This is a genomic window from Kosakonia pseudosacchari (assembly GCF_015167415.1).
Classification (GTDB): domain Bacteria; phylum Pseudomonadota; class Gammaproteobacteria; order Enterobacterales; family Enterobacteriaceae; genus Kosakonia; species Kosakonia pseudosacchari.
This window is the reverse complement of sequence record NZ_CP063425.1, coordinates 3,908,552-3,932,900: the sequence shown is the minus strand read 5'-3', so window position 1 is coordinate 3,932,900 and position 24,349 is coordinate 3,908,552. Positions and strand designations below refer to the sequence as shown.

The window sequence follows — 24,349 nt, the reverse complement described above, 5'->3', positions numbered from 1 at the left end:
AGTGGTTGCATCCATTATCATGCGCGACGGTCACGGACTGATATAACAAGAGTGCAGGCTCAGCCAGCACAGGTTTACCCGGCTTTCTCGATTCTCCCTGGGCGAGCCGGAAAAGTTAATGATGAGGTTCGTGAATGCCCCGCAGCACCTGGTTAAAAGCTTTCGTCCTGTTTTTTGCCCTCTGGGCTTCATTCAGTCAGGCAGACAACGGTTGGCAACCTGTTCAGGAAACTATCCGTAAGAGCGACAAAGATACCCGGCAATATCAGGCGATACGCCTTGATAACGGTATGGTCGTGTTGCTGGTATCCGACGCGCAGGCGGTAAAATCGCTCTCCGCGCTGGTGGTGCCGGTCGGCTCGCTTGAAGATCCGGATGCGCACCCCGGCCTTGCTCACTATCTTGAGCACATGACACTGATGGGTTCGAAAAAATATCCGCAACCCGATAGCCTGGCTGAATTCCTTAAACTGCATGGCGGCAGCCACAATGCCAGCACCGCGCCATATCGCACCGCTTATTATCTCGAAGTGGAGAACAATGCGCTGGAAGGGGCGGTTGACCGTTTAGCCGATGCCATTGCCGCACCCATGCTGGATAAAAAATATGGTGAACGTGAGCGCAACGCGGTCAATGCCGAGCTGACAATGGCCCGCACCCGCGACGGTATGCGCATGGCGCAGGTGAGCGCGGAAACCATCAACCCGGCACACCCCGGCGCGCGCTTCTCCGGCGGTAACCTTGAGACCCTCAGCGATAAGCCGGGCAGCCCTGTTCATGCCGCGCTGCTGGCGTTTCGCGATAAATATTATTCGGCCAACCTGATGAAGGCGGTGATCTACAGTAACCGCCCTTTAGCGGATCTGGCGAAAATTGCCGTCGAAACGTATGGTCGAGTGCCGAATAAGAATATCGACAAGCCGGACATCACGGTTCCCGTGGTGACCGATGAGCAGAAAGGCATCATTATTCACTATGTCCCGGCGGTGCCGCGTAAAGTGCTACGTGTGGAGTTTCGTATTGATAACAATACCGCCGCTTTTCGCAGCAAAACGGACGAGCTTATTACCTATTTGATTGGCAACCGCAGCCCGGGCACGCTCTCGGACTGGCTGCAAAGCCAGGGGCTGGTAGAGGGAATTCGCGGTGATTCCGATCCGGTGGTGAACGGCAACAGTGGTGTGCTGGCCATATCCGCAACGTTGACCGATAAAGGCCAGGCCAATCGTGATGAAGTCGTGGCCGCCATTTTCAGCTACCTGAAACTGCTGCGCGAAAATGGCGTTGATAAGCGCTACTTCGACGAGCTGGCACATATTCTCGATCTTGATTTCCGCTATCCCTCTATTACCCGCGATATGGACTACGTCGAGTGGCTGGCAGATACCATGATCCGCGTGCCTGTCGCCCATACGCTGGACTCGGTGAACATTGCCGATCGGTTCGATGCCAAAGCGGTTCAGGCGCGTCTTGATGAGATGACGCCGCAAAATGCGCGTATCTGGTACATCAGCCCGAATGAGCCGCACAATAAAACGGCCTATTTCGTTGACGCTCCTTATCAGGTGAATAAGATCACGCCGGAAACCTATGCCGACTGGCAGACGCGCGAGAGCCGTATCGCGCTGAAATTTCCGGAGTTGAACCCCTACATTCCGGACGACTTCACGCTGATCAAACCGACAAAGCAGTACGAACACCCTGAACTGATTGTCGATGAGCCAACGCTGCGCGTGGTGTATATGCCAAGCCACTATTTCGCCAGCGAACCCAAAGCGGATGTCAGCGTGGTGCTGCGTAACCCGCAGGCGATGGATAGCGCGAAAAACCAGGTGATATTTGCTCTTAATGATTATCTGGCGGGGCTGGCACTTGATCAGCTCAGCAATCAGGCGGCGGTTGGTGGCATCAGTTTTTCCACGAATGCCAATAATGGTTTGATGCTTAACGCCAACGGTTATACCCAGCGTTTGCCGCAGCTTTTCCAGGCGCTGCTGGCGGGGTATTTCAGCTATACGCCGACGGAAGAGCAGCTTGCCCAGGCTAAATCCTGGTATGCACAGATGATGGACTCCGCCGAAAAAGGTAAAGCGTTCGATCAGGCAATCATGCCGATCCAGATGTTGTCACAGGTGCCTTACTTCCAGCGTGAAGAGCGCCGGGCATTGCTGCCGTCTATTACTTTGCAGGATATCTTGCACTACCGCGATGCGTTGAAAAGTAATGCGCGTCCGGAATTCCTGGTGGTGGGTAACCTGAGCGAACAGCAGACGAAAGACCTCGCTCATGACGTACAAAAACAGCTTGGCGCGAACGGTACGGTATGGTGTCGAAACCAGAACGTCGTGGTGGATAAGCAGCAGAATGTGAGCTTTGAAAAAGCGGGCAACAGCACGGACTCCGCACTCGCGGCAGTGTTTGTACCCACCGGTTTTGATGAGTTCAGCAGTTCGGCGTATAGCGCTATGTTGGGCCAAATCGTGCAGCCGTGGTTCTATAACCAACTTCGCACAGAAGAACAGCTGGGTTATGCCGTGTTCGCCTTCCCAATGAGCATCGGTCGCCAGTGGGGCATGGGATTTTTGTTACAAAGCAACGACAAGCAGCCCGCCTATCTCTGGGAGCGCTACAAGGCTTTCTTCCCTACCGCCGAGGCGAAACTGCGGGCAATGAAGCCGGAAGAGTTTGCCCAGCTTCAGCAGGGCGTCATCGCGCAACTTACGCAAGCGCCGCAGACATTAAGTGAAGAAGCATCCAAACTCAGCAAAGATTTCGATCGCGGCAATATGCGCTTCGATTCGCGTGATAAAGTAGTCGCTCAGATAAAACTGCTGACGCCGCAAAAACTTGCCGATTTCTTCCATCAGGCGGTGGTAGAGCCGCAAGGTATGGCGATCCTGTCGCAGATCTCCGGTAGCCAGAGCGGGAAAGCAGATTATGCTCGCCCGCAGGGTTGGAAGGTCTGGGATAGCACCAGCGCTTTGCAGCAAACCTTACCGAAGATGACCGAGAAAGATGAGAGAAACGACCGCTGAGACCCTTGATCCCCTGCGCTTGCCGCTCACCGGCGAGCGCTTGATTGAAGCCTCGGCGGGCACTGGTAAAACTTTTACCATTGCCGCGCTCTATTTACGGCTGCTATTAGGGTTAGGCGGTAGCGCCGCCTACCCGCGCCCGCTCAGCGTTGAAGAACTGCTGGTGGTGACTTTCACCGAGGCCGCGACAGAAGAGCTGCGCGGCCGCATTCGCAGTAACATCCATGAGTTGCGCATTGCTTGCCTGCGCGAAACAACCGATAACCCGCTGTACGCACGTCTGCTGGATGAGATTGCCGATAAGCAACAGGCGGCGCACTGGTTGTTGCTGGCCGAGCGGCAAATGGACGAAGCGGCAATCTTTACGATCCACGGTTTTTGCCAGCGCATGCTGAGCCTGAATGCCTTTGAATCCGGCATGCTGTTTGAACTGCAACTGCTGGAAGATGAGTCGCTGTTGCGTTACCAGGCCTGTGCGGATTTCTGGCGTCGCCACTGCTACCCGCTGACGCGTGAAATTGCTGAAGTCATCCATGCTTCGTGGAAGGGGCCGCAGGATCTGCTGAAAGCGATCGATCGTTATCTGCAAGGGGAAACGCCGCAAATAAAAGCGCCGCCAGCGGCGGACGAAACGCTGGCCTCGCGCCATCAGCAAATTATTGCGCAGATTGACGAGGTGAAGCGTCAGTGGAGCGCTGGCGTCAATGAAATCGAGCCACTGCTCGAAAATTCCGGTATTGATCGGCGTAAATTCAATCGCGGCAACCAGGCGAAGTGGATCGAAAAAATCTCCACCTGGGCGCAGGAAGAGACCCGCAGCTACCTGTTGCCGGACGCGCTGGAAAAATTCACTCAGTCCTTTCTTATTGAACGTACTAAACCCGACGGCGTGGTACCGGAACACCCGCTTTTTGTCGCCATCGAAAACTTACTGGCGCAGTCATTAACGCTTAACGATCTGGTGTTGACCAGCGCAATGCGTGAGATTCGTGAAACGGTGGCAAAAGAGAAACGCCGGCGCGGCGAACTGGGCTTTGACGATATGCTCAGCCGTCTTGATGATGCCCTGAGAAGCCCGAACGGCGAAGCGTTAGCCGCGGCAATCCGCAGCCGTTTCCCGGTCGCGATGATCGATGAGTTTCAGGATACCGACCCGCAACAGTACCGTATTTTTAGCCGCATCTGGTTGAAACAGCCGGATTGCGGTTTATTGCTGATTGGCGATCCAAAACAGGCCATTTACGCGTTTCGCGGCGCGGATATTTTCACCTATATGAAAGCGCGCGATGAAGTGAGCGCCCGCTATACGCTGGATACCAACTGGCGCTCGTCGCCTGGCATGATTGCCAGCGTCAACCAGCTCTTCAGCCGGATGGACGATGCCTTTATGTTTCGTCAGATCCCGTTTCTGCCGGTAAAACCCGCCGCCAAAAACGCAGGCTTACGCTTTGCGTATCAAGGGGAAACGCAGCCGGCGATGAAGCTGTGGCTGATGGAAGGTGATGGTGTAAGCGTCGGGGATTATCAGGGTTTTATGGCGCAGTTATGCGCAGCACAAATCCGCGACTGGCTGAGCGCCGGGCTGCGGGGCGAAGCACTGCTGTATGAAGGGGAAAATGCGCGACCGGTAAAAGCGTCGGATATTACCGTGCTGGTGCGCAGCCGCCATGAAGCCTCGCTTATCCGCGATGCGTTGACGTTACTGAATATTCCATCTGTGTACCTTTCCAACCGCGACAGCGTTTTTGAAACACCGGAAGCACAGGAGTTGCTGTGGCTATTGCAGGCGGTGCTTGCACCAGAGCGCGAAAGTACGCTGCGCAGTGCGCTGGCGACATCCTTGCTGGGGCTTACCGCGCTGGATATTGATGCGCTCAACCAGAATGAGCTGGCGTGGGATGAGATCGTCGAAGAGTTTTCCGGCTATCGCGAGCTGTGGCAAAAACGTGGTGTGATGGCGATGCTGCGCATGCTGATGAGTGCGCGACACGTGGCAGAAAACTTACTGGCAACCCCCGGCGGTGAACGACGGCTGACAGATATCCTGCACATCAGCGAGTTGTTGCAGGAAGCAGGTACGCAACTGGAAAGTGAACACGCGCTTACCCGCTGGCTGGCGCAGCGTATCGCCGAACCGAATGCCAATGCATCAAGCGAGCAACTGCGGCTGGAGAGCGATAAACACCTGGTGCAGATTGTCACCATCCACAAATCGAAAGGGCTGGAGTATCCGCTGGTCTGGCTGCCGTTTATCGCTAATTTCCGCATTCAGGATCAGGGCTTTTACCACGATCGCGACTCTTTTGCCGCCGTGCTCGATCTCAGCCATGCCGAAGAGAGCGTCGCGCTGGCGGAAGCGGAGCGTCTGGCTGAAGACCTGCGTTTACTGTACGTGGCGTTGACGCGTTCGGTCTGGCATTGCAGTTTAGGGGTTGCGCCGCTGTTTCGTCGCCGTGGCGAAAAAACCGGAGCCAGTGATTTTCACCAGAGCGCGCTGGGGCGGCTTCTGCAAAAGGGCGAAGCGCTGGATGCCGCCGCGTTGCGTAACGTTTTGCAGCAACTGTGCAATGACGATATCGACCTTTGTATTCCTTCCATGCCGGACGCCGAGCGCTGGCAGCTGCCGCAAACAGAATCACCGACGCTGAGCGTGCGTGAAATCACGCGGTGCATCAGCGATGACTGGCGTGTCACCAGTTATTCCGGGTTGCAGCAGCGTGCTCATGGCATCGCTCAGGATCTGCTGCCGCGTCTGGATATTGACGCAGCCGGAGAGCGAGAGGCGTTGCAAGAGCCGGTATTAACGCCGCACCAGTTCCCACGCGGCGCGGCGCCGGGAACATTTTTGCATAGCTTGTTTGAGGACCTGGATTTTACGCAGCCGGTGGCTGACGCCTGGGTTGAAGAAAAATTACTGGCGGGCGGTTACGAAGCACACTGGCAGCCGGTGCTAAGCCGCTGGCTGGAAACCGTGCTACATGTGCCGCTGGCGCAAACGGGCATCTCCCTGAGCCAACTGACGAACAAAGAGAAACAGGTGGAGATGGAGTTTTACCTGCCGATTAGCGCCACGCTGAGCGCGGAGGCGCTGGATGAACTCATCCGGCGTTATGATCCGCTGTCGGCTGGCTGCCCACCGCTCGATTTTCGCGATGTGCGTGGCATGTTGAAAGGGTTTATCGACCTGGTGTTTCGCCACAACGGGCGTTATTACCTACTGGATTATAAATCCAACTGGCTGGGCGAAAGCGCCGAAGCTTACACGCAAGCCGCCATGGCGGCGGCAATGCAGTCGCACCGCTACGACTTGCAGTACCAGCTTTACAGCCTGGCGCTGCACCGCTTTTTGCGCCATCGCATTGCCGGCTACGATTACGAACACCATTTTGGCGGCGTGATTTATCTGTTCCTGCGTGGTGTGGATGCGCAAAATCCGCAGCAGGGGATTTTCACTATCCGGCCTGATGTTGAATTGATTACACAAATGGACGACCTGTTCGCAGGCGTTGCGCCGGAGGTTGCGCCATGAGTATGCAAAGTTTGCTACAGGTTGCGGTGGAGCAGAAGTTGCTGCGCGCGCTGGATGTGCAGTTTGCGCTGACGGTCGCCACAGAGCAGGAACCTGCCGTGATGCTGGCTGCAGCGTTACTCAGCCATGACACCGGTGAAGGGCACGTATGCCTGCCGCTCGCGCGTCTTACGCCGGAGACATACGGTAATGACTCGCCGCTGTTTAGCGAGTTATTCGCGCTCGCGGGTAACCCGGATGACTGGCGTAACGTCTTACTAAGCTCGCCCGCAGTAAGCGAAAGCGAAGCCGCTACGCCAATGATCCTCACTGATTCTCGCCTCTACCTGAACCGCATGTGGTGTCATGAGCGGCGGGTTGCCGCGTTTTTTGCCGCACAAGCGCCACTGCAGGATATTGATGAAGCGCGAATGGCACAGACGCTGGAGAGGCTATTTCCATCCTCGCCGGGAAGTGAAATCAACTGGCAAAAAGTGGCTGCCGCCGTGGCGCTTACCCGAAGGATTTCGGTGATTTCCGGTGGGCCAGGAACCGGCAAAACCACGACCGTGGCGAAACTGCTCGCGGCGCTGGTGCAGATGGTGGACGGCGACAAGTGCCGTATTTGCCTTGCCGCGCCAACCGGGAAAGCCGCCGCGCGCCTGACTGAATCGCTGGGCAGTGCGCTACGCCAGTTGCAGCTGGATGCACGCCAAAAAGCGATGCTGCCGGATGAAGCCAGTACGCTGCACCGGTTGCTTGGCGCGCAGCCCGGCAGCCAGCGCATGCGTCACCACGCTGGTAACCCGTTGCATCTGGATGTGCTGGTCGTCGATGAAGCGTCCATGATTGATTTACCCATGATGTCGCGGTTAATCGATGCGCTGCCGTCGCGGGCCCGGGTGATTTTCCTTGGCGATCGCGATCAACTGGCCTCGGTGGAAGCCGGCGCGGTGCTGGGTGATATCTGCGCGTGGGTCAATGCCGGATATAGCGCTGAACGCGCAGCGCAATTGTCGCGTCTGACGGGGACTCAGGTTCCCGAAGGTATCGCCGATGCAGGCAGCTTGCGCGACAGCCTGTGCCTGCTGCAAAAAAGCTACCGCTTTGGCAGTGATTCCGGGATTGGCCAACTCGCCGCCGCCGTCAACCGGGGCGATAAACGCGCGATGCAGGCGGTATTCAGCCAGGGCTTTACGGATATTGAGCGTAAGCCCCTGAATAGCGCTGAGGAGTACCAGGGCATGATTGACGATGCGCTTGCGGGTTATGCGCGCTTTCTCTCATTGGTGCAAAACCATGCCGGGCCGAAAGAGGTGATTGCCGCCTTTGGCGAATACCAGCTGCTCTGCGCCTTGCGTGAAGGGCCGTTTGGCGTCAGCGGGCTGAATGAGCGGCTTGAGCTGGCGCTGGTTCGTCAGCGGCAGATTTCCCGGCTGGCGCATTCGCGCTGGTATCACGGGCGACCAGTGATGATTTCGCGCAACGATTCGGCGCTGGGGTTGTTTAACGGCGATATCGGTATCGCGCTGGATCAAGGGCAGGGGATCCGCGTCTGGTTCCCGATGCCGGACGGCGAGATCAAACCGGTGTTGCCAAGCCGCTTGCCGGAGCATGACACCGCGTGGGCGATGACGGTACATAAATCGCAGGGTTCGGAGTTTGATCATGCCGCGCTGATCCTGCCGGGGCAGATTGCACCGGTGGTGACGCGTGAACTGGTTTACACCGCGATCACCCGCGCCCGTAATCGCTTGTCGGTGTATGCCGATGAACGCGTACTGGGGCAGGCGATTGCTACGCGCACTGAACGGCGCAGCGGGCTGGATTCACTCTTTCGTTCCTGGATGTAAAAAGCCCCCGCACAAGGCGGGGGAGAAAGCTCAGGTGAGATCGGCCATCAGCACTTTTGACCGGCGCTGGTAGTTGTACATCTCTTTTTTGGTTTCCGGCAGGGAATCAATATCCACTGGCGTGAAACCGCGCTCCTGAAACCAGTGAATACTGCGGGTGGTCAGCACAAACAGTTTGCTCAGGCCCATTTGTCTTGCCTGGGCCGCAATGCGCTCCAGCAGTACTTCCCCGCGCGATGAGCTGCGGTAATCGGGATGAACCGCGACACAGGCCATCTCACCGATTTTCTCTTCGGGGAAGGGATAAAGCGCCGCACAGGCGATGGTCAGATTATCGCGCTCAATAATCGTGAACTTGTCGATCTCCATCTCCAGTTGTTCGCGCGAGCGGCGCACCAGGATCCCTTGCTGTTCCAGCGGGCGGATAAGCTCCAGGATCCCGCCGATATCGTTGATAGTGGCGCGGCGGATCTGCTCGGCGCTCTCCATCACAATTTGCGTACCAATACCGTCGCGCGAGAAGAGTTCCTGCAACAGCGCGCCATCTTCCTGATAGCTGATTAAATGGCTGCGGCGCACACCGCTGCGGCAGGCTTTGACGGCGCCACGCAGGAAACGCACGGTGCCGGAGTGGTAATCGCCACGCGCTTCCAGCGTCTCGACGCGCGCCTGCGCTTCATTCGGGAATAGCTCAGAAACAATCTCGCCCTCATCGTTCATCACGCCTTGCGATGAACAAAAGCCGATCATCTTTTCCGCTTTCAGTTTGATAGCAAGCTGCGTGGCGATCTCTTCTGAGGTCAGGTTAAAACTTTCGCCTGTGACCGAAACCGCCACCGGCCCCATCAGCACAATCGCGCCGCTGGCAAGCTGGCGGTGAATCGCCTCTTCATCAATACGACGGATACGGCCGCTGTGGCAGTAGTCGACACCATCATCCACGCCCAACGGCTGAGAGATAATAAAATTGCCGCTAACGACATTAATATGCGCGCCTTGCAGCGGGGTATTGTTGAGGCTCATCGACAAACGCGCGGTGATGTCCAGTTGCAACAACCCGGCGGCTTGCTTAACCAGTTCAAGCGTTTTCGCGTCGGTAACGCGGGTATGTTTGTGGTAAATCGGCTCATGGTTGTGTTCGGCGAGATTCGCGTCAATCTGCGGACGTGCGCCGTAGACCACCACCAGCCGGATACCCAGGCTGTGCAGCAGGCCGATGTCATTGACAATACTGGAAAAGTTTTCATGCTCAATGGCTTCACCGCCGAGCATAATGACAAATGTCTTGCCACGGTGGGCATTAATATAGGGAACGGAGTGGCGAAATCCCTGCACCAGTTCGGTTCTACGCTCTTTTACCACGGCCTGTCCTCAATGCATTATTATTCGTAAATTGTGTATTTTTATTCTTTTCTGCCGTCGCGTGCAAGTGCAAATTTTGTGGTCGTGTAACAAATATTCCTCGCCGCAGCCCGCAGTCAGACATATGTTTACCCTTTAATAGATGACAGTTTATGCATCATTGGTTAAAGTTTTCGGTCAATTTTGACGAATATTATTACGTAGATAAAAATTGCTCGGGAGAAGCATGTCGGGAAGTCAATCAGCGCTGAGTCGCCGCAGATTTTTAAAAGGCGCGGGGGCCATGTGGTTATTAAGCGTGAGCCAAATTGGTCTGGCTGCAGTCAGCCAGGTGGTGGCGGTTCGCGTCTGGCCAGCGTCAAGCTATACGCGCGTGACGGTGGAATCGAACCATGTCGTCAAATATAAGCAGTTCGCGTTGAGTAACCCCGACCGGCTGGTGGTGGATCTTGAAGGTGTGCATCTTAACTCCGTGTTAAAAGGCATGGGCGCGCAGATCCGTGGCGACGATCCTTATATCAAATCCGCGCGGGTAGGGCAGTTCGATCCGCAGACCGTGCGCATGGTGTTTGAGCTGAAACAGGACGTAAAGCCGCAGCTGTTTGCGCTGGCGCCGGTGGCTGGTTTTAAAGAACGACTGGTGATGGATCTCTACCCGGCGAATGCGAAAGATGTGCAGGACCCGCTGCTGGCGCTGCTTGAAGAGTACAACAAAGGCGATCTTGAGCAGCAGGTGCCGCCCGCAGAGAGCGGCCCGAAGCCGGGGAAAGCCGGGCGTGACAGGCCGATTGTGATCATGCTCGATCCCGGTCACGGCGGTGAAGATCCGGGAGCGATGGGGAAATATCGCACCCGGGAAAAAGATGTGGTGCTGCAAATCGCGCGTCGGCTTCATGCGCTGATCGAGAAAGAGAGCAATATGAAAGCCTATATGACGCGCAACGAGGATGTATTTATTCCGTTGAAAGTGCGCGTTGCCAAGGCGCAAAAACAGCGCGCTGACCTGTTTGTGTCGATTCACGCTGATGCTTTCAGCAGCCGCCAGCCGAGCGGTTCTTCCGTCTTTGCGCTATCGACCAAAGGGGCGACCAGTACCGCCGCGAAATATCTGGCGGAAACGCAGAACGCGTCGGACTTAATCGGCGGGGTGAGCAAAAGCGGCGATCGCTATCTGGATCACACCATGTTCGATATGGTGCAGTCGCTAACCATTAACGACAGCCTGAAGTTTGGCAAAGCAGTGCTCAATAAGCTTGGCAATATCAACAACCTGCATAAAAATCAGGTTGAGCAGGCCGGCTTCGCGGTGCTGAAAGCGCCGGATATTCCGTCGATTCTGGTAGAAACTGCCTTTATCAGTAACGTGGAAGAGGAGCGTAAGCTGAAGACGGCGAAATTCCAGCAGGAAGTGGCAGAGTCGATTCTGGCAGGGATTAAAGCCTACTTCGCAGATGGCGCGACGCTGGCGAGAAGGGGATAACAGAATGGCGCTGAAAAGCGCCATTTTCTTTTGCGAACCGCAGAAACAAAAAAACACCCGTTAAGGTGTTTATTGTGTTGGTTGCGGGGGCCGGATTTGAACCGACGACCTTCGGGTTATGAGCCCGACGAGCTACCAGGCTGCTCCACCCCGCGTCCGTCTTGTTTACACTTCCGTCATGTAAACTTTTTTCTTCACATTTTAATTGGTTGCGGGGGCCGGATTTGAACCGACGACCTTCGGGTTATGAGCCCGACGAGCTACCAGGCTGCTCCACCCCGCGTCCGTGGATGCGCACTATACTCTGCAAACGTATTGATGCAACCTTTTTTTTGCCTGGATCGCATAATTGGCGGGATTATGTGTAAAAACAATACAATCCGTTTATTTTTTGCACTAAATTAGCGCCGAGTCGTGCTGGCGCATTTCATTAGCGGGTGGGGTTTGTTATCTTCACCCCGCTCCGGGTTAATCAGAAGATGAGAGATAATGAAAGGACGTTGGGTTAAGTTCGCACTCACAGGCGCAATGGTGGCAATTCTCGCGGCCTGCTCTTCAAAACCGACCGATCGCGGTCAACAATATAAAGACGGAAAATTTTCCCAGCCTTTTTCCCTGGTCAATCAACCTGACGCCGTAGGTGCGCCAATCAACGCCGGAGACTTCTCCGAGCAGGTTAATCAAATTCGCAGCGCCTCACCGCGCCTCTATGGCAGCCAGAGCGGCGTCTATAACGCGATTCAGTCGTGGCTGATGTCCGGTGGCGATACGCGTAATTTGCGCCAGTTTGGCCTCGACGCCTGGCAAATGGAAGGCACGGATAACTATGGCAACGTGCAGTTCACCGGTTACTACACGCCGGTTGTGCAGGCGCGCCATACACGCCAGGGCGAGTTCCAGTACCCGATCTACCGTATGCCGCCTAAACGCGGCCGTCTGCCGTCACGCGCGGAAATTTACGCTGGCGCGCTCAGCGACAGCTATGTGCTGGCCTACAGCAACTCGCTGATGGATAACTTTATTATGGATGTGCAGGGCAGCGGCTACATCGATTTTGGCGACGGCAGCCCGCTTAACTTCTTCAGCTATGCCGGGAAAAACGGTCACGCTTATCGCAGCATCGGTAAGGTGCTGATCGACCGTGGTGAAGTGAAGCGCGAAGATATGTCGATGCAGGCGATTCGTGAATGGGGCGAAAAACACAGTGAAGCAGAAGTGCGCGCGTTGCTGGAAGAGAACGCCTCATTCGTCTTCTTTAAACCGCAATCCTGGGCGCCGGTAAAAGGTGCCAGCGCGGTGCCGCTGATCGGCCGTGCTTCTGTCGCTTCCGACCGGTCGATTATTCCGCCGGGCACTACGCTGCTGGCGGAAGTGCCGCAGCTTGATAACAACGGCAAATTCAACGGCAAATATGAGCTGCGCCTGATGGTGGCGCTGGATGTCGGCGGCGCAATCAAAGGCCAGCACTTCGATATTTATCAGGGCATTGGCCCGGATGCGGGGCACCGCGCCGGATGGTACAACCATTATGGCCGCGTATGGGTGTTGAAAAACGCCCCAGGTACCGGCGCGGGCGGCGGCGTGTTCAGCGGCTGAGTGTGCTACACTCGCACCCTCTTCCGGTTCCGGAAGAGGGTCCTTCGTTTCATCTTGAGGTTTGTTTATGTCAGCAGTAATCAGTGACGCCTGGCGCCAGCGCTTTGGCGGCACCGCGCGGTTGTATGGTGAAAAAGCGCTGCAGTGGTTTGCCGACGCGCACATTTGTGTGGTGGGCATTGGCGGTGTCGGCTCGTGGGCGGCGGAAGCGCTGGCGCGCACCGGCATTGGTGCTATCACGCTGATTGATATGGATGATGTCTGTGTGACCAATACCAACCGGCAAATCCACGCCCTGCGTGACAATGTGGGGCTGGCGAAAGCCGAAGTCATGGCGGAACGTATTCGCCAGATCAACCCGGAGTGCCTGGTCACCGTGGTTGATGATTTTGTTACTGCCGATAACGTCGCACAGTTAATGCGCCGTGACTACAGCTATGTGATTGACGCGATTGACAGTGTGCGCCCCAAAGCGGCGCTTATTGCTTACTGCCGGCGCAATAAGATCCCACTGGTAACGACCGGCGGCGCGGGTGGGCAGATCGATCCGACACAGATCCAGGTGAGCGATCTGGCGAAAACCATTCAGGATCCGCTGGCGGCGAAACTGCGCGAGCGGTTAAAAAGCGATTTTGGCGTGGTCAAGAACAGCAAAGGCAAGCTGGGTGTGGATTGTGTATTTTCCACCGAAGCGCTGGTTTATCCGCAGGCGGATGGCTCTGTGTGTGCCATGAAAAGCACGGCGGAAGGGCCAAAACGCATGGATTGCGCTGCTGGTTTTGGCGCGGCGACCATGGTCACCGCGACGTTTGGCTTTATCGCGGTTTCCCATGCGCTGAAAAAACTGATGGCGAAAGCCGAACGTCAGGCCAGCGCCTGACGGGCTGCTTCCTGCACGGCGGCGGCCAGCGCCGCCAGCCCCTGGCTACGCGAGGCGCTAAGCTGGCCACGTAACCCCAGCTCATCAAACAGCGCCAGCGGATCGTTTTCCACCAGCGCTTGCGGGTGCTTGCCTTCTACCGCGGTGAGCAGGATGGCCAGCAACCCGCGCACGATGCGGCCTTCACTGTCGCCAAAAAAGTGCATTTTCCCGTCCGCGCCGAGCGTGGAACCCAGCCAGACACGGTTTTCGCAGCCGGGAATTTCCCGTGCCTGCGCTTTTAGTTCATCTGTTGCGGCGGGTAACTGCTTACCAAGCAGGATTAACTGACGATACTTCTCTTCCCACTGGTTCAGTGCGCCAAATGTCTGGCGCAGTGTCTCTTCGGTTACCACCGTGCCGAACGGATGTCCGGCAAAAGCTGGGCTGGTCATGCATCCCCCAGAATGTCGAGCGCGCGATCAACGGCACCGATCAGCGCATCAACATCGTGTTGCGTATTATAAGGAGCAAATGAAGCGCGCAGCGTACCACTGACTCCCAGCGCCGCCAGCAACGGCTGTGCGCAGTGCTGACCGGCACGTAGCGCAATACCGTAACCGGCAAGGAGCGTCACCATATCGCTATGGTGAATGCCGTCGAAATCGAAAGCCAACAGACTCGAATCCTGGCAGCGGAAAGAGCGGAAACCCGGGCGCTGTGCCAGTTGCTCCTCCGCAAGCGTGGCTAACCCACGGCTGTAGCTCTCCGCCTGGACAATATCCAGCGTATCCAGCCACTCGAGCGCGGCGCTTAAACCAATCACCCCCGCAACGTTAGGTGTCCCGGCTTCCAGCTTGTACGGCACCGGTTGCGTGGTGAAACCATCAAATGTCACTTCGGTAATCATCTTTCCGCCGCCGAGCCACGGTGTCATTTCATTGAGCAGTTCCGCTTTGCCGTACAGCACGCCGATGCCGTTTGGCCCATAGAGCTTGTGGCCGGAGAAAGCATAGAAGTCGATATCCAGACGCTGCACGTTCGCCGGGAAATGCACCACGCCTTGTGCGCCGTCAACTACCACGACCATGCCTGCCGCATGTGCCAGGGTAATGGCGCGTTCCAGATCCGGGCAGCCGCCGGTGACGTTGGACATCTGCCCAAGCGCCAGAATTCGGCTACGTGGGGTAATGAGCTGCGGTAATTGCGCGATATCCGGTAAGTGGTTGGCTCCCAATGGTAATTTCACCACTTTTGCGCCGGTTTGCTGCGCGACCATCAGCCACGGTACCAGGTTCGCGTGGTGTTCCGCTTCACTGACGAGGATTTCATCCCCGGCTTGCAAACGCGGGCGGGCGTAGCATTGCGCGACCATATTGATGGCTTCTGTGGTGCCGCGCGTCCAGACGATATTTTTCCCGGACGGCGCGTTAAGGAGGGCGGCGACCTGTTCGCGAGCCGCTTCATAGCGGGCGGTGAGCTGTTGCGCCTGCGCGAACTGGCTGCGATGCACATTGCCAGCGCTCAGGCTGTAGAACTGTTGCGTGGCATCAATCACGGCCTGCGGCTTCAGGGCGGTAGCGGCGCTGTCGAGATAGACGCCCGCATCGGCAAGCGCCGGAAACTGCGCGCGAAAGTGCGCTGGGTTAAATGCGTTCATGCGATTCCTCATCTAATTACGCAGATCGTCGCGCAATTTTTCGGTCGTAGCAAGGCAGTTGATAACCATCAGAATTGTCTGTTTGTCCTGGCAGAGTCCGGTAAGCAGGTTATGCTGAATAGTGTTAGTTAATCGTTCGAGACTCTTCCGTGAAGAGTATTTCACAGCATTAATTGCCAGAAGGAGAAGAAGATGAAAAAGGCTGCCGCAATTATTTCTGCATGTGCTTTTGCTTTTGCCCTGAGCGCCTGTTCCAGCCCGAACTATGCGTTACACACCAACGATGGTCGTACGATTATTTCGGAAGGTAAGCCGAAAACCGACGATCAGACCGGCATGATCTCTTATAAAGATGCCAACGGTAATGAGCAACAGATCAACCGTACCGACGTCAAAGAGATGGTCGCGCTGGATAAATAACCCTGATTTCAGGTAAAAAAAAGCACCGCAATCTTGCGGTGCTACATTAATCACTATGGACAGACAGGGTAAATGTACAGGAAGTGAAAAAGGGGTAGCGTCGCTACCGGGGTCTGAATCGCAGACCAAATTGCAAACACAACAACACAACATCACAACCGTAAGCCAAAAGCCCTTCAGAACACGCATTCCAAAAAAAGCTTCTCGTTCCGGCTCAGGAAGTGCCGCCACTATAGGTATTTGCTGGTAGAAGCTCAACGGACAATTTATAATGGCTCAGATAAAAAAAACTAATAGGTTAAACACTGTTTCCTGTTTGTTAAATTGCCTTTACATCTAAGCCTGATAACCATGTCCAAGCGATTACCACCACTGAATGCATTACGTGTTTTTGATGCCGCTGCCCGCCATCTGAGTTTTACTCGCGCCGCCGATGAGCTTTTTGTGACACAGGCCGCAGTAAGCCACCAAATCAAGTCTCTCGAGGATTTTCTCGGCCTGAAATTGTTCCGTCGACGCAACCGTTCGCTGCTGCTTACCGAGGAAGGTCAGAGTTATTTTCAGGATATCAAAGAGATATTTTCCCAGCTCAATGAGGCCACGCGCAAACTGCAAGCACGCAGTGCAAAAGGCGCGCTCACGGTCAGTTTATTACCCAGTTTTGCCATTCAATGGTTAGTGCCGAGGCTTTCTAGCTTTAACTCAGCTTATCCGGGAATTGACGTGCGTATCCAGGCGGTTGACCGGGAAGAGGACAAACTGGCAGACGATGTCGACGTGGCGATTTTTTACGGTCGAGGCAACTGGCCTGGACTGCGTGTTGAAAAATTGTACGCGGAATACTTGCTACCGGTCTGCTCGCCATTATTACTCACCGGTGATAAGGCATTGAAAAAGCCTGAAGATCTGGCGCATCACACTTTGCTGCATGATGCTTCTCGTCGCGACTGGCAAACTTATACGCGCCAGTTAGGTCTTAATCTTAATGTTCAGCAGGGACCGATTTTCAGCCACAGCTCGATGGTGCTGCAGGCAGCTATCCACGGACAGGGGATCGCGCTGGCCAACAATGTAATGGCACAGTCCGAAATTGAGGCAGGCCGTCTGGTCTGTCCGTTTAATGATGTTCTGGTCAGTAAGAATGCGTTTTATCTGGTTTGTCATGACAGCCAGGCAGAACTGGGTAAAATAGCCGCCTTTCGTCAGTGGATCCTGGCAAAAGCGGCCAGCGAACAGGAAAAGTTCCGTTTCCGTTACGAACAATAAATTCGCGCGCGTACGGCGCGTATGACTTTTAGGGTACTCACATGACCAGCCGTTTTATGCTGATTTTTGCCGCGGTAAGCGGTTTTGTTTTTGTCGCGCTGGGGGCTTTCGGCGCGCACGTGTTACGCAAATCTTTGGGCGTGGTGGAGATGAGCTGGATCCAGACCGGGCTCGAATATCAGGCGTTCCACACGCTCGCGGTGCTTGGGCTGGCGGTGGCGATGCAGCGCCGCATCAGCATCTGGTTTTACTGGAGCAGTGTTTTTTTGGCGTTCGGCACCGTGTTGTTTAGCGGCAGCCTTTATTGCCTGGCGCTCTCACATTTACGCCTGTGGGCGTTTGTTACGCCGGTCGGTGGTGTCTGTTTTCTCATCGGCTGGGCATTAATGTTAGTTGGCGCAATTCGTCTGAAACGTAGGGGCGTTGTTCATGAATAAAGTGGTATTGCTGTGCCGCCCGGGTTTTGAGAAAGAGTGCGCAGCAGAAATTACCGATAAAGCCGGTCGCCTTGAGGTGTTCGGTTTCGCGCGTGTGAAAGAGAACGCGGGCTATGTGGTGTTTGAATGCTATCAGCAAGACGACGCTGACAAACTGGCGCGCGAGTTGCCGTTCAGTTCGCTGATTTTTGCCCGCCAGATGTTTGTCGTTGGCGAACTGCTGCGCGACCTACCGCCGGAAGATCGCATTACGCCGATCGTTGGCATGTTGCAGGGCGTCGTGGATAAAGGCGGCGATTTGCGTGTCGAAGTGGCCGATACCAACGAAAGCAAAGAGCTGATGAAGTTCTGTCGCAAGTTTACCGTTCCGTTGCGCAGTGCGCTGCGTGAAGCGGGCATCCTGGCGCGGAGTGATTCAGCGAAGCGCCCGGTGGTTCACGTGTTCTTTATTGCGCCGGGTTGTTGCTATACCGGTTATTCGTACTCCTTTAACAACTCACCGTTTTATATGGGCATTCCGCGTCTGAAGTTCCCGTCCGATGCGCCAAGCCGATCAACATTGAAACTGGAAGAGGCATTCCACGTCTTTATTCCGGCAGATGAGTGGGACGAACGACTGGCAAACGGAATGTACGCGGTGGATCTCGGTGCGTGTCCGGGCGGTTGGACCTATCAGCTGGTGAAACGCAACATGTGGGTAGCGTCAGTGGATAACGGCCCGATGGCGCAAAGCCTGATGGATACCGGCCAGGTGACCTGGCTGCGTGAAGATGGTTTCCGCTACCGACCGAACCGCAATAACATCTCATGGATGGTGTGTGACATGGTGGAGAAACCGGCGAAAGTTGCAGCCCTGATGGCGCAGTGGCTGACCAATGGCTGGTGTCGGGAAACCATTTTCAACCTCAAGCTGCCGATGAAAAAGCGTTACGAAGAGGTGTCGAACAACCTGGCGTATATCCAGGCGCAACTGGATGAGCATAACGTCGCCGCGCAGATTCAGGCGCGTCAGCTCTATCATGACCGTGAAGAAGTGACGGTGCATGTGCGCAGAATGTGGGCTGCGGTAGGCGGGCGTCGCGACGAGCGCTAGCCGCCGGTTCATCACTTTCTTCTGAACCCGGACGTGCGCAAAAATCTTTTTGTTTCGGTTTTTGCACACAGGGCGGGTTCAGGGGATCAGCAAGATAACGCCAGCAATGCTGGCGTTAATTTTTGGTGGTTTTCGCCAGTTCGCTCACCAGCGGCAGCATGATGCGCACCACGTCGCGGCTACGGCGCTCAATGCGCCCCGGTAGTGCCTGGTCGATATACTGCTGGTTATCCAGCCGGGCATTATGGTGGCTTACGCCTTCTGGGAAGGTTTTAGATTTAGCGCGCTGCTGGTTGCCGTCTTTCAGGCCCAGCGACCAGTTTGTCGCTTCCACCGACAGCACTGGAATAGACGCCTGATCAAACACTTGCGCATCATTAGCGCTATGGTTGCTTTTGGTGGCTGTGACCGGGGCGCTTAACGCCTGAATACCGTGCGAGCGGGCAATAGCCAGTGCCCGATCCCGCGTCAGTTTGCGCACAGAAGCTGGTGTGTTTTTCCCGCTGCTAAAGTAGAGCTTGTCGCCGACGATCAGGTTATTCATGTTGATCACCAGTAACGTGTTTTTGCGCTCTTTGTCGCTCATTCGCGCAAGGTAGCTCTCTGCGCCAAGCTGGCCTTCCTCTTCGCCGCTGGTGGCGACGAAACGAATACCGTATTGCGTTGGCGTCTGCTTCAGCGCTTGCGCCAGCTCCAGCATTACGCCCACAGCCGCTGCGTTATCATCGATCCCCTGCAGCGTTAAACCGCCAAGGTTGTTGTCGACATCCGCGTCGCTGCGCGGCGCATAAGTGTCGAGGTGCGCCATAATGATGATCTGTTGCGGCAGTTTGCCCTCATGCGCGGCAATCACCGTGCTGCCGGTAACGTTTTGCCAGTTCTGCTGGTTATCTTTCGCCGTATAGCGGTAGCGGGTTTTGAATTTACGGATATCGCTCTGGTAGCCCATTTGTTCAAATTGTTGCTGAACATAATCCGCAGAGAGCATTTCAGCGGGGGTGCCGGTCATACGTCCCGGGAACAGGGTGGCAATGTGACGGGCCTGCTCAGTAGCAAAGTCGCCGGGTTGAGATGTCCGGGCAGAAACCGGGAGGATAAAGCATACGCCGAGCGCCAGGGCAGCGGTACGGAGGCGCAATGCGGAAAACATAGTGAGTCCTTTAAGCAGCAGAATTTTTACCGCGCTTAGTATGAAACTGTGACCCGCTTTACACAATTTCATTTCTGCTTAACCTTCCGAAAATGTTGATGTTAAGCACTTTTTGATATTTGCTTTGCACAAGCGTTATTCCTTTGCGGAACTACTCATTCCAATTCGTAATTTCATTCGTTCTAAACCGCCCCCTATAGTCCCTCTATTGCTGGCTGTGAGTGAGTTACCGCGTTGTGGATTACCTGCCGTTATTTGCTGCTGTAAAAGACCGCCCCGTTTTAGTGATTGGCGGCGGCGAAATCGCCGCGCGCAAGATTGCCTTTTTGCGTCGCGCTGGCGCGCATGTGCAAGTAGTGGCGAAACGGCTGGAACCACAGTTGCAGCAACTTGCCGATGCGCAATCGCTTCACTGGCTGGCTACCGAGTTTGACGAATCGCAACTGGACGCGGTTTTTCTGGTGATTGCCGCGACCAACGATTCGGCGCTGAACCGCCGGGTGTTCGATGCCGCTAATGCGCGTCATCGGCTGGTGAATGTGGTGGATGACCAACCGCTATGCTCCTTTATTTTCCCGTCGATTGTGGATCGTTCACCGTTACTGGTGGCCATCTCTTCCGGCGGTAACGCGCCGGTACTGGCGCGGTTACTGCGTGAAAAGATTGAAGCGCTGCTACCGGGCAATCTCGGGCGCATGGCAGAGGTCGCCGGGCGCTGGCGGACGCGCATCAAAGCGTTTCGCCGCACTACCGACGAGCGGCGTCGTTTTTGGGAAAACGCTTTTCGCGGGCGTTTCGCCAGCCTGATGGCGGCGGGTGACGAACCGGCAGCGGAAAAAGCGCTGGAAGCGGAACTGGCGCAGCCTGGCTCAAGCGGCGGTGAAATCATTCTGGTTGGTGCCGGGCCTGGCGATGCCGGACTGCTGACGTTGCGGGGCTTGCAGATTATCCAGCAGGCAGACGTGGTGTTTTATGACCACCTCGTGAGCGATGCGGTGCTGGAACTGGTGCGGCGAGATGCAGAGAAGGTCTGCGTCGGTAAACGTGCCGGTTCGCACGCTGTCGCGCAGCATGATACCAACCGCATGTTAGTGGACGCGGCGCGTGAGGGGAAAACGGTGGTGCGCCTGAAAGGCGGCGATCCGTTTATCTTCGGACGCGGTGGCGAAGAGCTACAGGCGGCGGCTGAGGCGGGCATTCCTTTCCAGGTGGTGCCGGGCGTTACGGCAGCATCGGGTGCGACAGCCTATGCGGGCATCCCGCTGACGCACCGGGATTTTGCCCAGAGCGTCACCTTTGTGACTGGCCACTATAAAGCCGACAGCGCGCCGTTTGACTGGTCGCAACTGGCGCAGAGCCGCCAGACGCTGGCTATTTATATGGGCACGATGAAGGCAGCCGAAATCAGCGAACAACTGATTACCCATGGGCGGGACAAAACCACGCCAGTGGCGGTGATTTCCCGCGGTACGCGTGCGGATCAGCACGTCGCTACCGGCACATTAGAACAACTTGAGGAACTGGCGAAAGCCGCCCCGATGCCTGCCCTGCTGGTGGTGGGCGAGGTGGTTGGGCTACATCGCGAACTCGCCTGGTTCCGGCATACGACAGCGACGGACGCGTTCGACGCCTCCGTGATTAATCTGGCTTAAGGAATGGTTATGGATCAAAAACGACTCACTCATCTGCGACAACTGGAGGCGGAAAGCATCCATATTATCCGCGAAGTGGCCGCCGAATTTTCCAACCCGGTGATGATGTACTCCATCGGCAAAGATTCCAGCGTGATGCTGCATCTGGCACGCAAAGCCTTCTACCCAGGTACGCTGCCGTTCCCGCTGCTGCATGTGGATACCGGCTGGAAATTCCGTGAGATGTACGAATTCCGTGATCGCACTGCAAAGGCCTATGGCTGTGAGCTGCTGGTGCATAAAAACCCGGAAGGGGTGGCGATGGGCATTAACCCGTTCGTACACGGCAGCGCCAAACACACCGATATCATGAAAACCGAAGGGCTGAAGCAGGCGCTGAATAAATACGGTTTTGACGCGGCCTTTGGCGGCGCGCGCCGTGACGAAGAGAAATCGCGCGCCAAAGAGCGCATTTACTCCTTCCGCGACCGTTTTCACCGCTGGGATCCGAAAAACCAGCGCCCGGAGCTGTGGCATAACTACAACGGCCAGATCAACAAAGGCGAAAGTATTCGCGTGTTCCCGCTCTCTAACTGGACCGAGCTGGATATCTGGCAGTATATCTTCCTGGAAAATATTGAAATCGTGCCGCTCTACCTGGCGGCGGAACGCCCGGTGCTGGAGCGCGACGGCATGCTGATGATGATCGACGATGACCGTATCGATCTGCAGCCGGGCGAAGTGATTGAGCAGCGGATGGTGCGTTTCCGCACACTTGGCTGCTGGCCGTTGACTGGCGCGGTGGAGTCGAGCGCACAGACGCTGCCGGAAATTATTGAAGAGATGCTGGTTTCCACCACCAGTGAACGTCAGGGGCGCGTGATCGACCGCGACCAGGCCGGCTCCATGGAGCTGAAAAAACGTCAGGGATACTTCTAAGGAGCCGCCATGAACACCACGATTGCACAACAGATTGCCAATGAAGGCGGCGTCGAAGCGTATCTGCATGCCCAGCAGCATAAAAGCCTGCTGCGCTTTTTAACCTGCGGCAGCGTCGATGACGGCAAAAGTACACTGATTGGTCGTCTGCTGCACGATACCCGTCAGATCTACGAAGATCAGCTCTCTACGCTGCACAACGACAGTAAACGTCACGGCACCCAGGGTGAAAAGCTCGATCTGGCGCTGCTGGTGGATGGCCTGCAAGCGGAGCGCGAGCAGGGCATTACCATTGATGTGGCGTACCGCTATTTCTCCACGGAGAAGCGCAAATTTATCATCGCCGATACGCCGGGGCATGAGCAGTACACCCGAAATATGGCGACCGGCGCCTCGACCTGCGATCTGGCGATTTTGTTGATCGATGCGCGCAAAGGCGTGCTGGATCAGACTCGCCGCCACAGCTTTATCTCTACCTTGCTGGGTATCAAACATCTGGTGGTGGCGGTGAACAAAATGGACCTGGTGGATTTCAGCGAAGAGACGTTCGACAACATTCGTCAGGATTACCTCACCTTTGCCGGACAACTACCGGGCAATCTCGATATCCGCTTTGTACCGCTTTCGGCGCTGGAAGGGGATAACGTTGCCAGCCAGAGCGAGAAAATGCCGTGGTATAGCGGCCCGACACTGCTGGAAGTGCTGGAAACCGTAGAAATCCAGCGCGTGGTGGATACGCAACCAATGCGCTTCCCGGTGCAGTACGTTAACCGTCCAAACCTCGATTTCCGTGGTTTCTCCGGTACGCTCGCCTCCGGCGTGGTGAAAGTCGGCCAGCGTATCAAAGTGCTGCCGTCCGGCGTGGAGTCGTCCATTGCCCGTATCGTCACATTTGATGGCGATTTACAGGAGGCGGGGGCTGGTGAAGCGATTACGCTGGTACTGAAAGATGAGATCGATATCAGCCGTGGCGACTTGATTCTGGATGCGCAAGAGACGCTGCCTGCCGTACAGAGCGCATCGCTCGATGTCGTGTGGATGGCGGAACAGCCACTGCAACCGGGTCAGAGCTATGACATCAAAGTGGCCGGCAAAAAAACGCGCGCCCGCGTTGATGGTATCCACTATCAGGTGGACATCAATAACCTGACGCAACGCCAGGTCGAAACCTTGCCGCTGAATGGCATAGGCCTGGTGGATCTGACGTTTGACGAACCGCTGACGCTGGATGCTTATCAACAGAACCCGGTCACCGGCGGCATTATCTTTATCGATCGCCTGAGTAACGTGACCGTTGGCGCAGGGATGGTACGTGAGGTTCATATCCAGCAGCAGGCCAGCACATCCGAGTTCAGCGCATTCGAACTGGAACTGAATCAGCTGATTCGTAAGCATTTCCCGCACTGGGGCGCGCGCGATCTGCTGGGAGGCAAGTAATGGCGCAGCATGACGAAAATGTCGTCTGGCACGCGCACCCGGTGACGCCTGCAGCGCGCGAGCAACTCCACGGTCACCGTGGAGTTGTGTTGTGGTTTACCGGCCTTTCCGGCTCGGGAAAATCGACCGTCGCGGGGGCGCTGGAAGAGGCGCTGCACCGTGCGGGCGTTAGCACTTATTTGCTGGATGGCGACAATGTGCGCCATGGTTTGTGCAGCGATTTAGGCTTTAGCGACGCCGATCGCAAAGAGAATATCCGTCGCGTGGGCGAAGTGGCTAAATTGATGGTTGAAGCCGGGCTGGTCGTGCTCACCGCCTTTATTTCGCCGCACCGCGCCGAGCGGCAAATGGTGCGCGACCGCCTGGGAGAAGGGCGGTTTATCGAGGTGTTTGTTGATACGCCGCTGGCTATCTGTGAAGCGCGCGATCCTAAGGGGTTGTATAAGAAAGCGCGTGCGGGTGAACTTCGCAACTTCACCGGCATCGATTCGGTTTACGAAGCGCCGCAATCGCCGGAAGTGCATCTGGACGGCGAACAATTGGTAACAAATTTGGTCAGCCAATTATTAGACCTCCTCCGGCAGGGCGATATTATCAGATCCTGAGACGGTACTGGTGATACA

The 24,349-nt window shown here is 55.9% G+C and carries 18 protein-coding genes and 2 tRNA genes; 14 read left to right on the top strand and 6 right to left on the bottom strand.

Annotation, left to right across the window (positions count from 1 at the left end; genetic code table 11):
- Positions 1-134 precede the first annotated feature (134 nt).
- The 3 genes from ptrA to recD are packed head-to-tail and all read left to right on the top strand — an operon-like array spanning position 135 to position 8,396.
- Positions 135-3,035, top strand: a complete 2,901-nt coding sequence (gene ptrA / locus IP581_RS18580; RefSeq protein WP_193821096.1) for a pitrilysin — start codon at positions 135-137, stop codon at positions 3,033-3,035.
- Positions 3,016-6,564 (top strand): exodeoxyribonuclease V subunit beta, encoded by a 3,549-nt coding sequence (gene recB / locus IP581_RS18575; protein WP_193821095.1) that lies wholly within the window; start codon positions 3,016-3,018, stop codon positions 6,562-6,564. The genes ptrA and recB overlap by 20 nt, the downstream gene beginning before the upstream one ends.
- Positions 6,561-8,396: an exodeoxyribonuclease V subunit alpha gene (gene recD / locus IP581_RS18570; RefSeq protein WP_193821094.1), complete on the top strand. Its 1,836-nt coding sequence runs from the start codon at positions 6,561-6,563 to the stop codon at positions 8,394-8,396. The genes recB and recD overlap by 4 nt, the downstream gene beginning before the upstream one ends.
- 30 nt (positions 8,397-8,426) lie before the next feature.
- Here recD and argA read toward each other — a convergent pair whose 3' ends face one another.
- On the bottom strand, positions 8,427-9,758 hold the full coding sequence (gene argA, locus IP581_RS18565; RefSeq protein ID WP_086873608.1) for an amino-acid N-acetyltransferase: 1,332 nt from the start codon (positions 9,756-9,758) through the stop codon (positions 8,427-8,429).
- A 226-nt stretch (positions 9,759-9,984) separates the two neighbouring features.
- Between argA and amiC the strand changes: the two genes are divergently transcribed.
- Positions 9,985-11,238, top strand: a complete 1,254-nt coding sequence (gene amiC, locus IP581_RS18560; protein ID WP_017457697.1) for an N-acetylmuramoyl-L-alanine amidase AmiC — start codon at positions 9,985-9,987, stop codon at positions 11,236-11,238.
- Positions 11,239-11,316: 78 nt separating this feature from the next.
- On the opposite strand, the gene IP581_RS18555 is transcribed toward amiC, so the two are convergent.
- A tRNA-Met gene (locus IP581_RS18555) sits at positions 11,317-11,393 on the bottom strand.
- 51 nt (positions 11,394-11,444) lie between these two features.
- Positions 11,445-11,521 (bottom strand) — tRNA-Met (locus tag IP581_RS18550).
- A 206-nt stretch (positions 11,522-11,727) separates the two neighbouring features.
- On the opposite strand from IP581_RS18550, the gene mltA reads away from it, so the two are divergent.
- Positions 11,728-12,834 carry a murein transglycosylase A gene (mltA, locus tag IP581_RS18545; RefSeq protein ID WP_086873609.1) on the top strand — a complete coding sequence of 369 codons (1,107 nt, stop codon included), beginning with the start codon at positions 11,728-11,730 and terminating at the stop codon, positions 12,832-12,834.
- A 67-nt stretch (positions 12,835-12,901) separates the two neighbouring features.
- A complete protein-coding gene (gene tcdA / locus IP581_RS18540) occupies positions 12,902-13,714 on the top strand; it encodes a tRNA cyclic N6-threonylcarbamoyladenosine(37) synthase TcdA (protein ID WP_086873610.1) in 813 nt (270 codons plus the stop codon).
- Here tcdA and csdE read toward each other — a convergent pair.
- Positions 13,699-14,148, bottom strand: coding sequence for a cysteine desulfurase sulfur acceptor subunit CsdE (gene csdE / locus IP581_RS18535; protein ID WP_193821093.1), 450 nt, complete (start codon positions 14,146-14,148; stop codon positions 13,699-13,701). The two genes, tcdA and csdE, sit on opposite strands and share 16 nt — an antisense overlap.
- Positions 14,145-15,353 (bottom strand): cysteine desulfurase CsdA, encoded by a 1,209-nt coding sequence (gene csdA, locus IP581_RS18530; RefSeq protein WP_193821092.1) that lies wholly within the window; start codon positions 15,351-15,353, stop codon positions 14,145-14,147. Before csdA ends, csdE begins: the two co-directional genes overlap by 4 nt.
- 192 nt (positions 15,354-15,545) lie before the next feature.
- On the opposite strand from csdA, the gene IP581_RS18525 reads away from it, so the two are divergent.
- The 4 genes from IP581_RS18525 (at position 15,546) to rlmM (ending at position 18,569) form a co-directional block, all read left to right on the top strand.
- Entirely contained in the window at positions 15,546-15,773 is a 228-nt protein-coding gene (locus IP581_RS18525; protein WP_020455037.1) for a YgdI/YgdR family lipoprotein, read from the top strand.
- Between the two features lie 351 nt (positions 15,774-16,124).
- A complete protein-coding gene (gcvA, locus tag IP581_RS18520; protein WP_017457703.1) occupies positions 16,125-17,039 on the top strand; it encodes a glycine cleavage system transcriptional regulator GcvA in 915 nt (304 codons plus the stop codon).
- A gap of 41 nt (positions 17,040-17,080) precedes the next feature.
- Entirely contained in the window at positions 17,081-17,476 is a 396-nt protein-coding gene (locus tag IP581_RS18515; protein WP_020455036.1) for a DUF423 domain-containing protein, read from the top strand.
- Positions 17,469-18,569: a 23S rRNA (cytidine(2498)-2'-O)-methyltransferase RlmM gene (gene rlmM / locus IP581_RS18510; RefSeq protein WP_086873613.1), complete on the top strand. Its 1,101-nt coding sequence runs from the start codon at positions 17,469-17,471 to the stop codon at positions 18,567-18,569. Before IP581_RS18515 ends, rlmM begins: the two co-directional genes overlap by 8 nt.
- A 115-nt stretch (positions 18,570-18,684) precedes the next feature.
- Here the strand turns inward: rlmM and IP581_RS18505 are convergent, their stop codons facing one another.
- Entirely contained in the window at positions 18,685-19,719 is a 1,035-nt protein-coding gene (locus IP581_RS18505) for an aminopeptidase (protein ID WP_086873863.1), read from the bottom strand.
- A gap of 236 nt (positions 19,720-19,955) precedes the next feature.
- Between IP581_RS18505 and cysG the strand changes: the two genes are divergently transcribed.
- Genes cysG through cysC form a run of 4 tightly spaced genes read left to right on the top strand, consistent with a single transcriptional unit; the run spans position 19,956 to position 24,331 of the window.
- A complete protein-coding gene (gene cysG, locus IP581_RS18500) occupies positions 19,956-21,371 on the top strand; it encodes a siroheme synthase CysG (RefSeq protein WP_193822722.1) in 1,416 nt (471 codons plus the stop codon).
- Between the two features lie 9 nt (positions 21,372-21,380).
- On the top strand, positions 21,381-22,289 hold the full coding sequence (cysD, locus tag IP581_RS18495) for a sulfate adenylyltransferase subunit CysD (protein WP_007370382.1): 909 nt from the start codon (positions 21,381-21,383) through the stop codon (positions 22,287-22,289).
- A gap of 9 nt (positions 22,290-22,298) precedes the next feature.
- Positions 22,299-23,726 carry a sulfate adenylyltransferase subunit CysN gene (gene cysN, locus IP581_RS18490; RefSeq protein ID WP_086873614.1) on the top strand — a complete coding sequence of 476 codons (1,428 nt, stop codon included), beginning with the start codon at positions 22,299-22,301 and terminating at the stop codon, positions 23,724-23,726.
- Positions 23,726-24,331, top strand: coding sequence for an adenylyl-sulfate kinase (cysC, locus tag IP581_RS18485; RefSeq protein ID WP_193821091.1), 606 nt, complete (start codon positions 23,726-23,728; stop codon positions 24,329-24,331). Before cysN ends, cysC begins: the two co-directional genes overlap by 1 nt.
- Positions 24,332-24,349 lie beyond the last annotated feature (18 nt).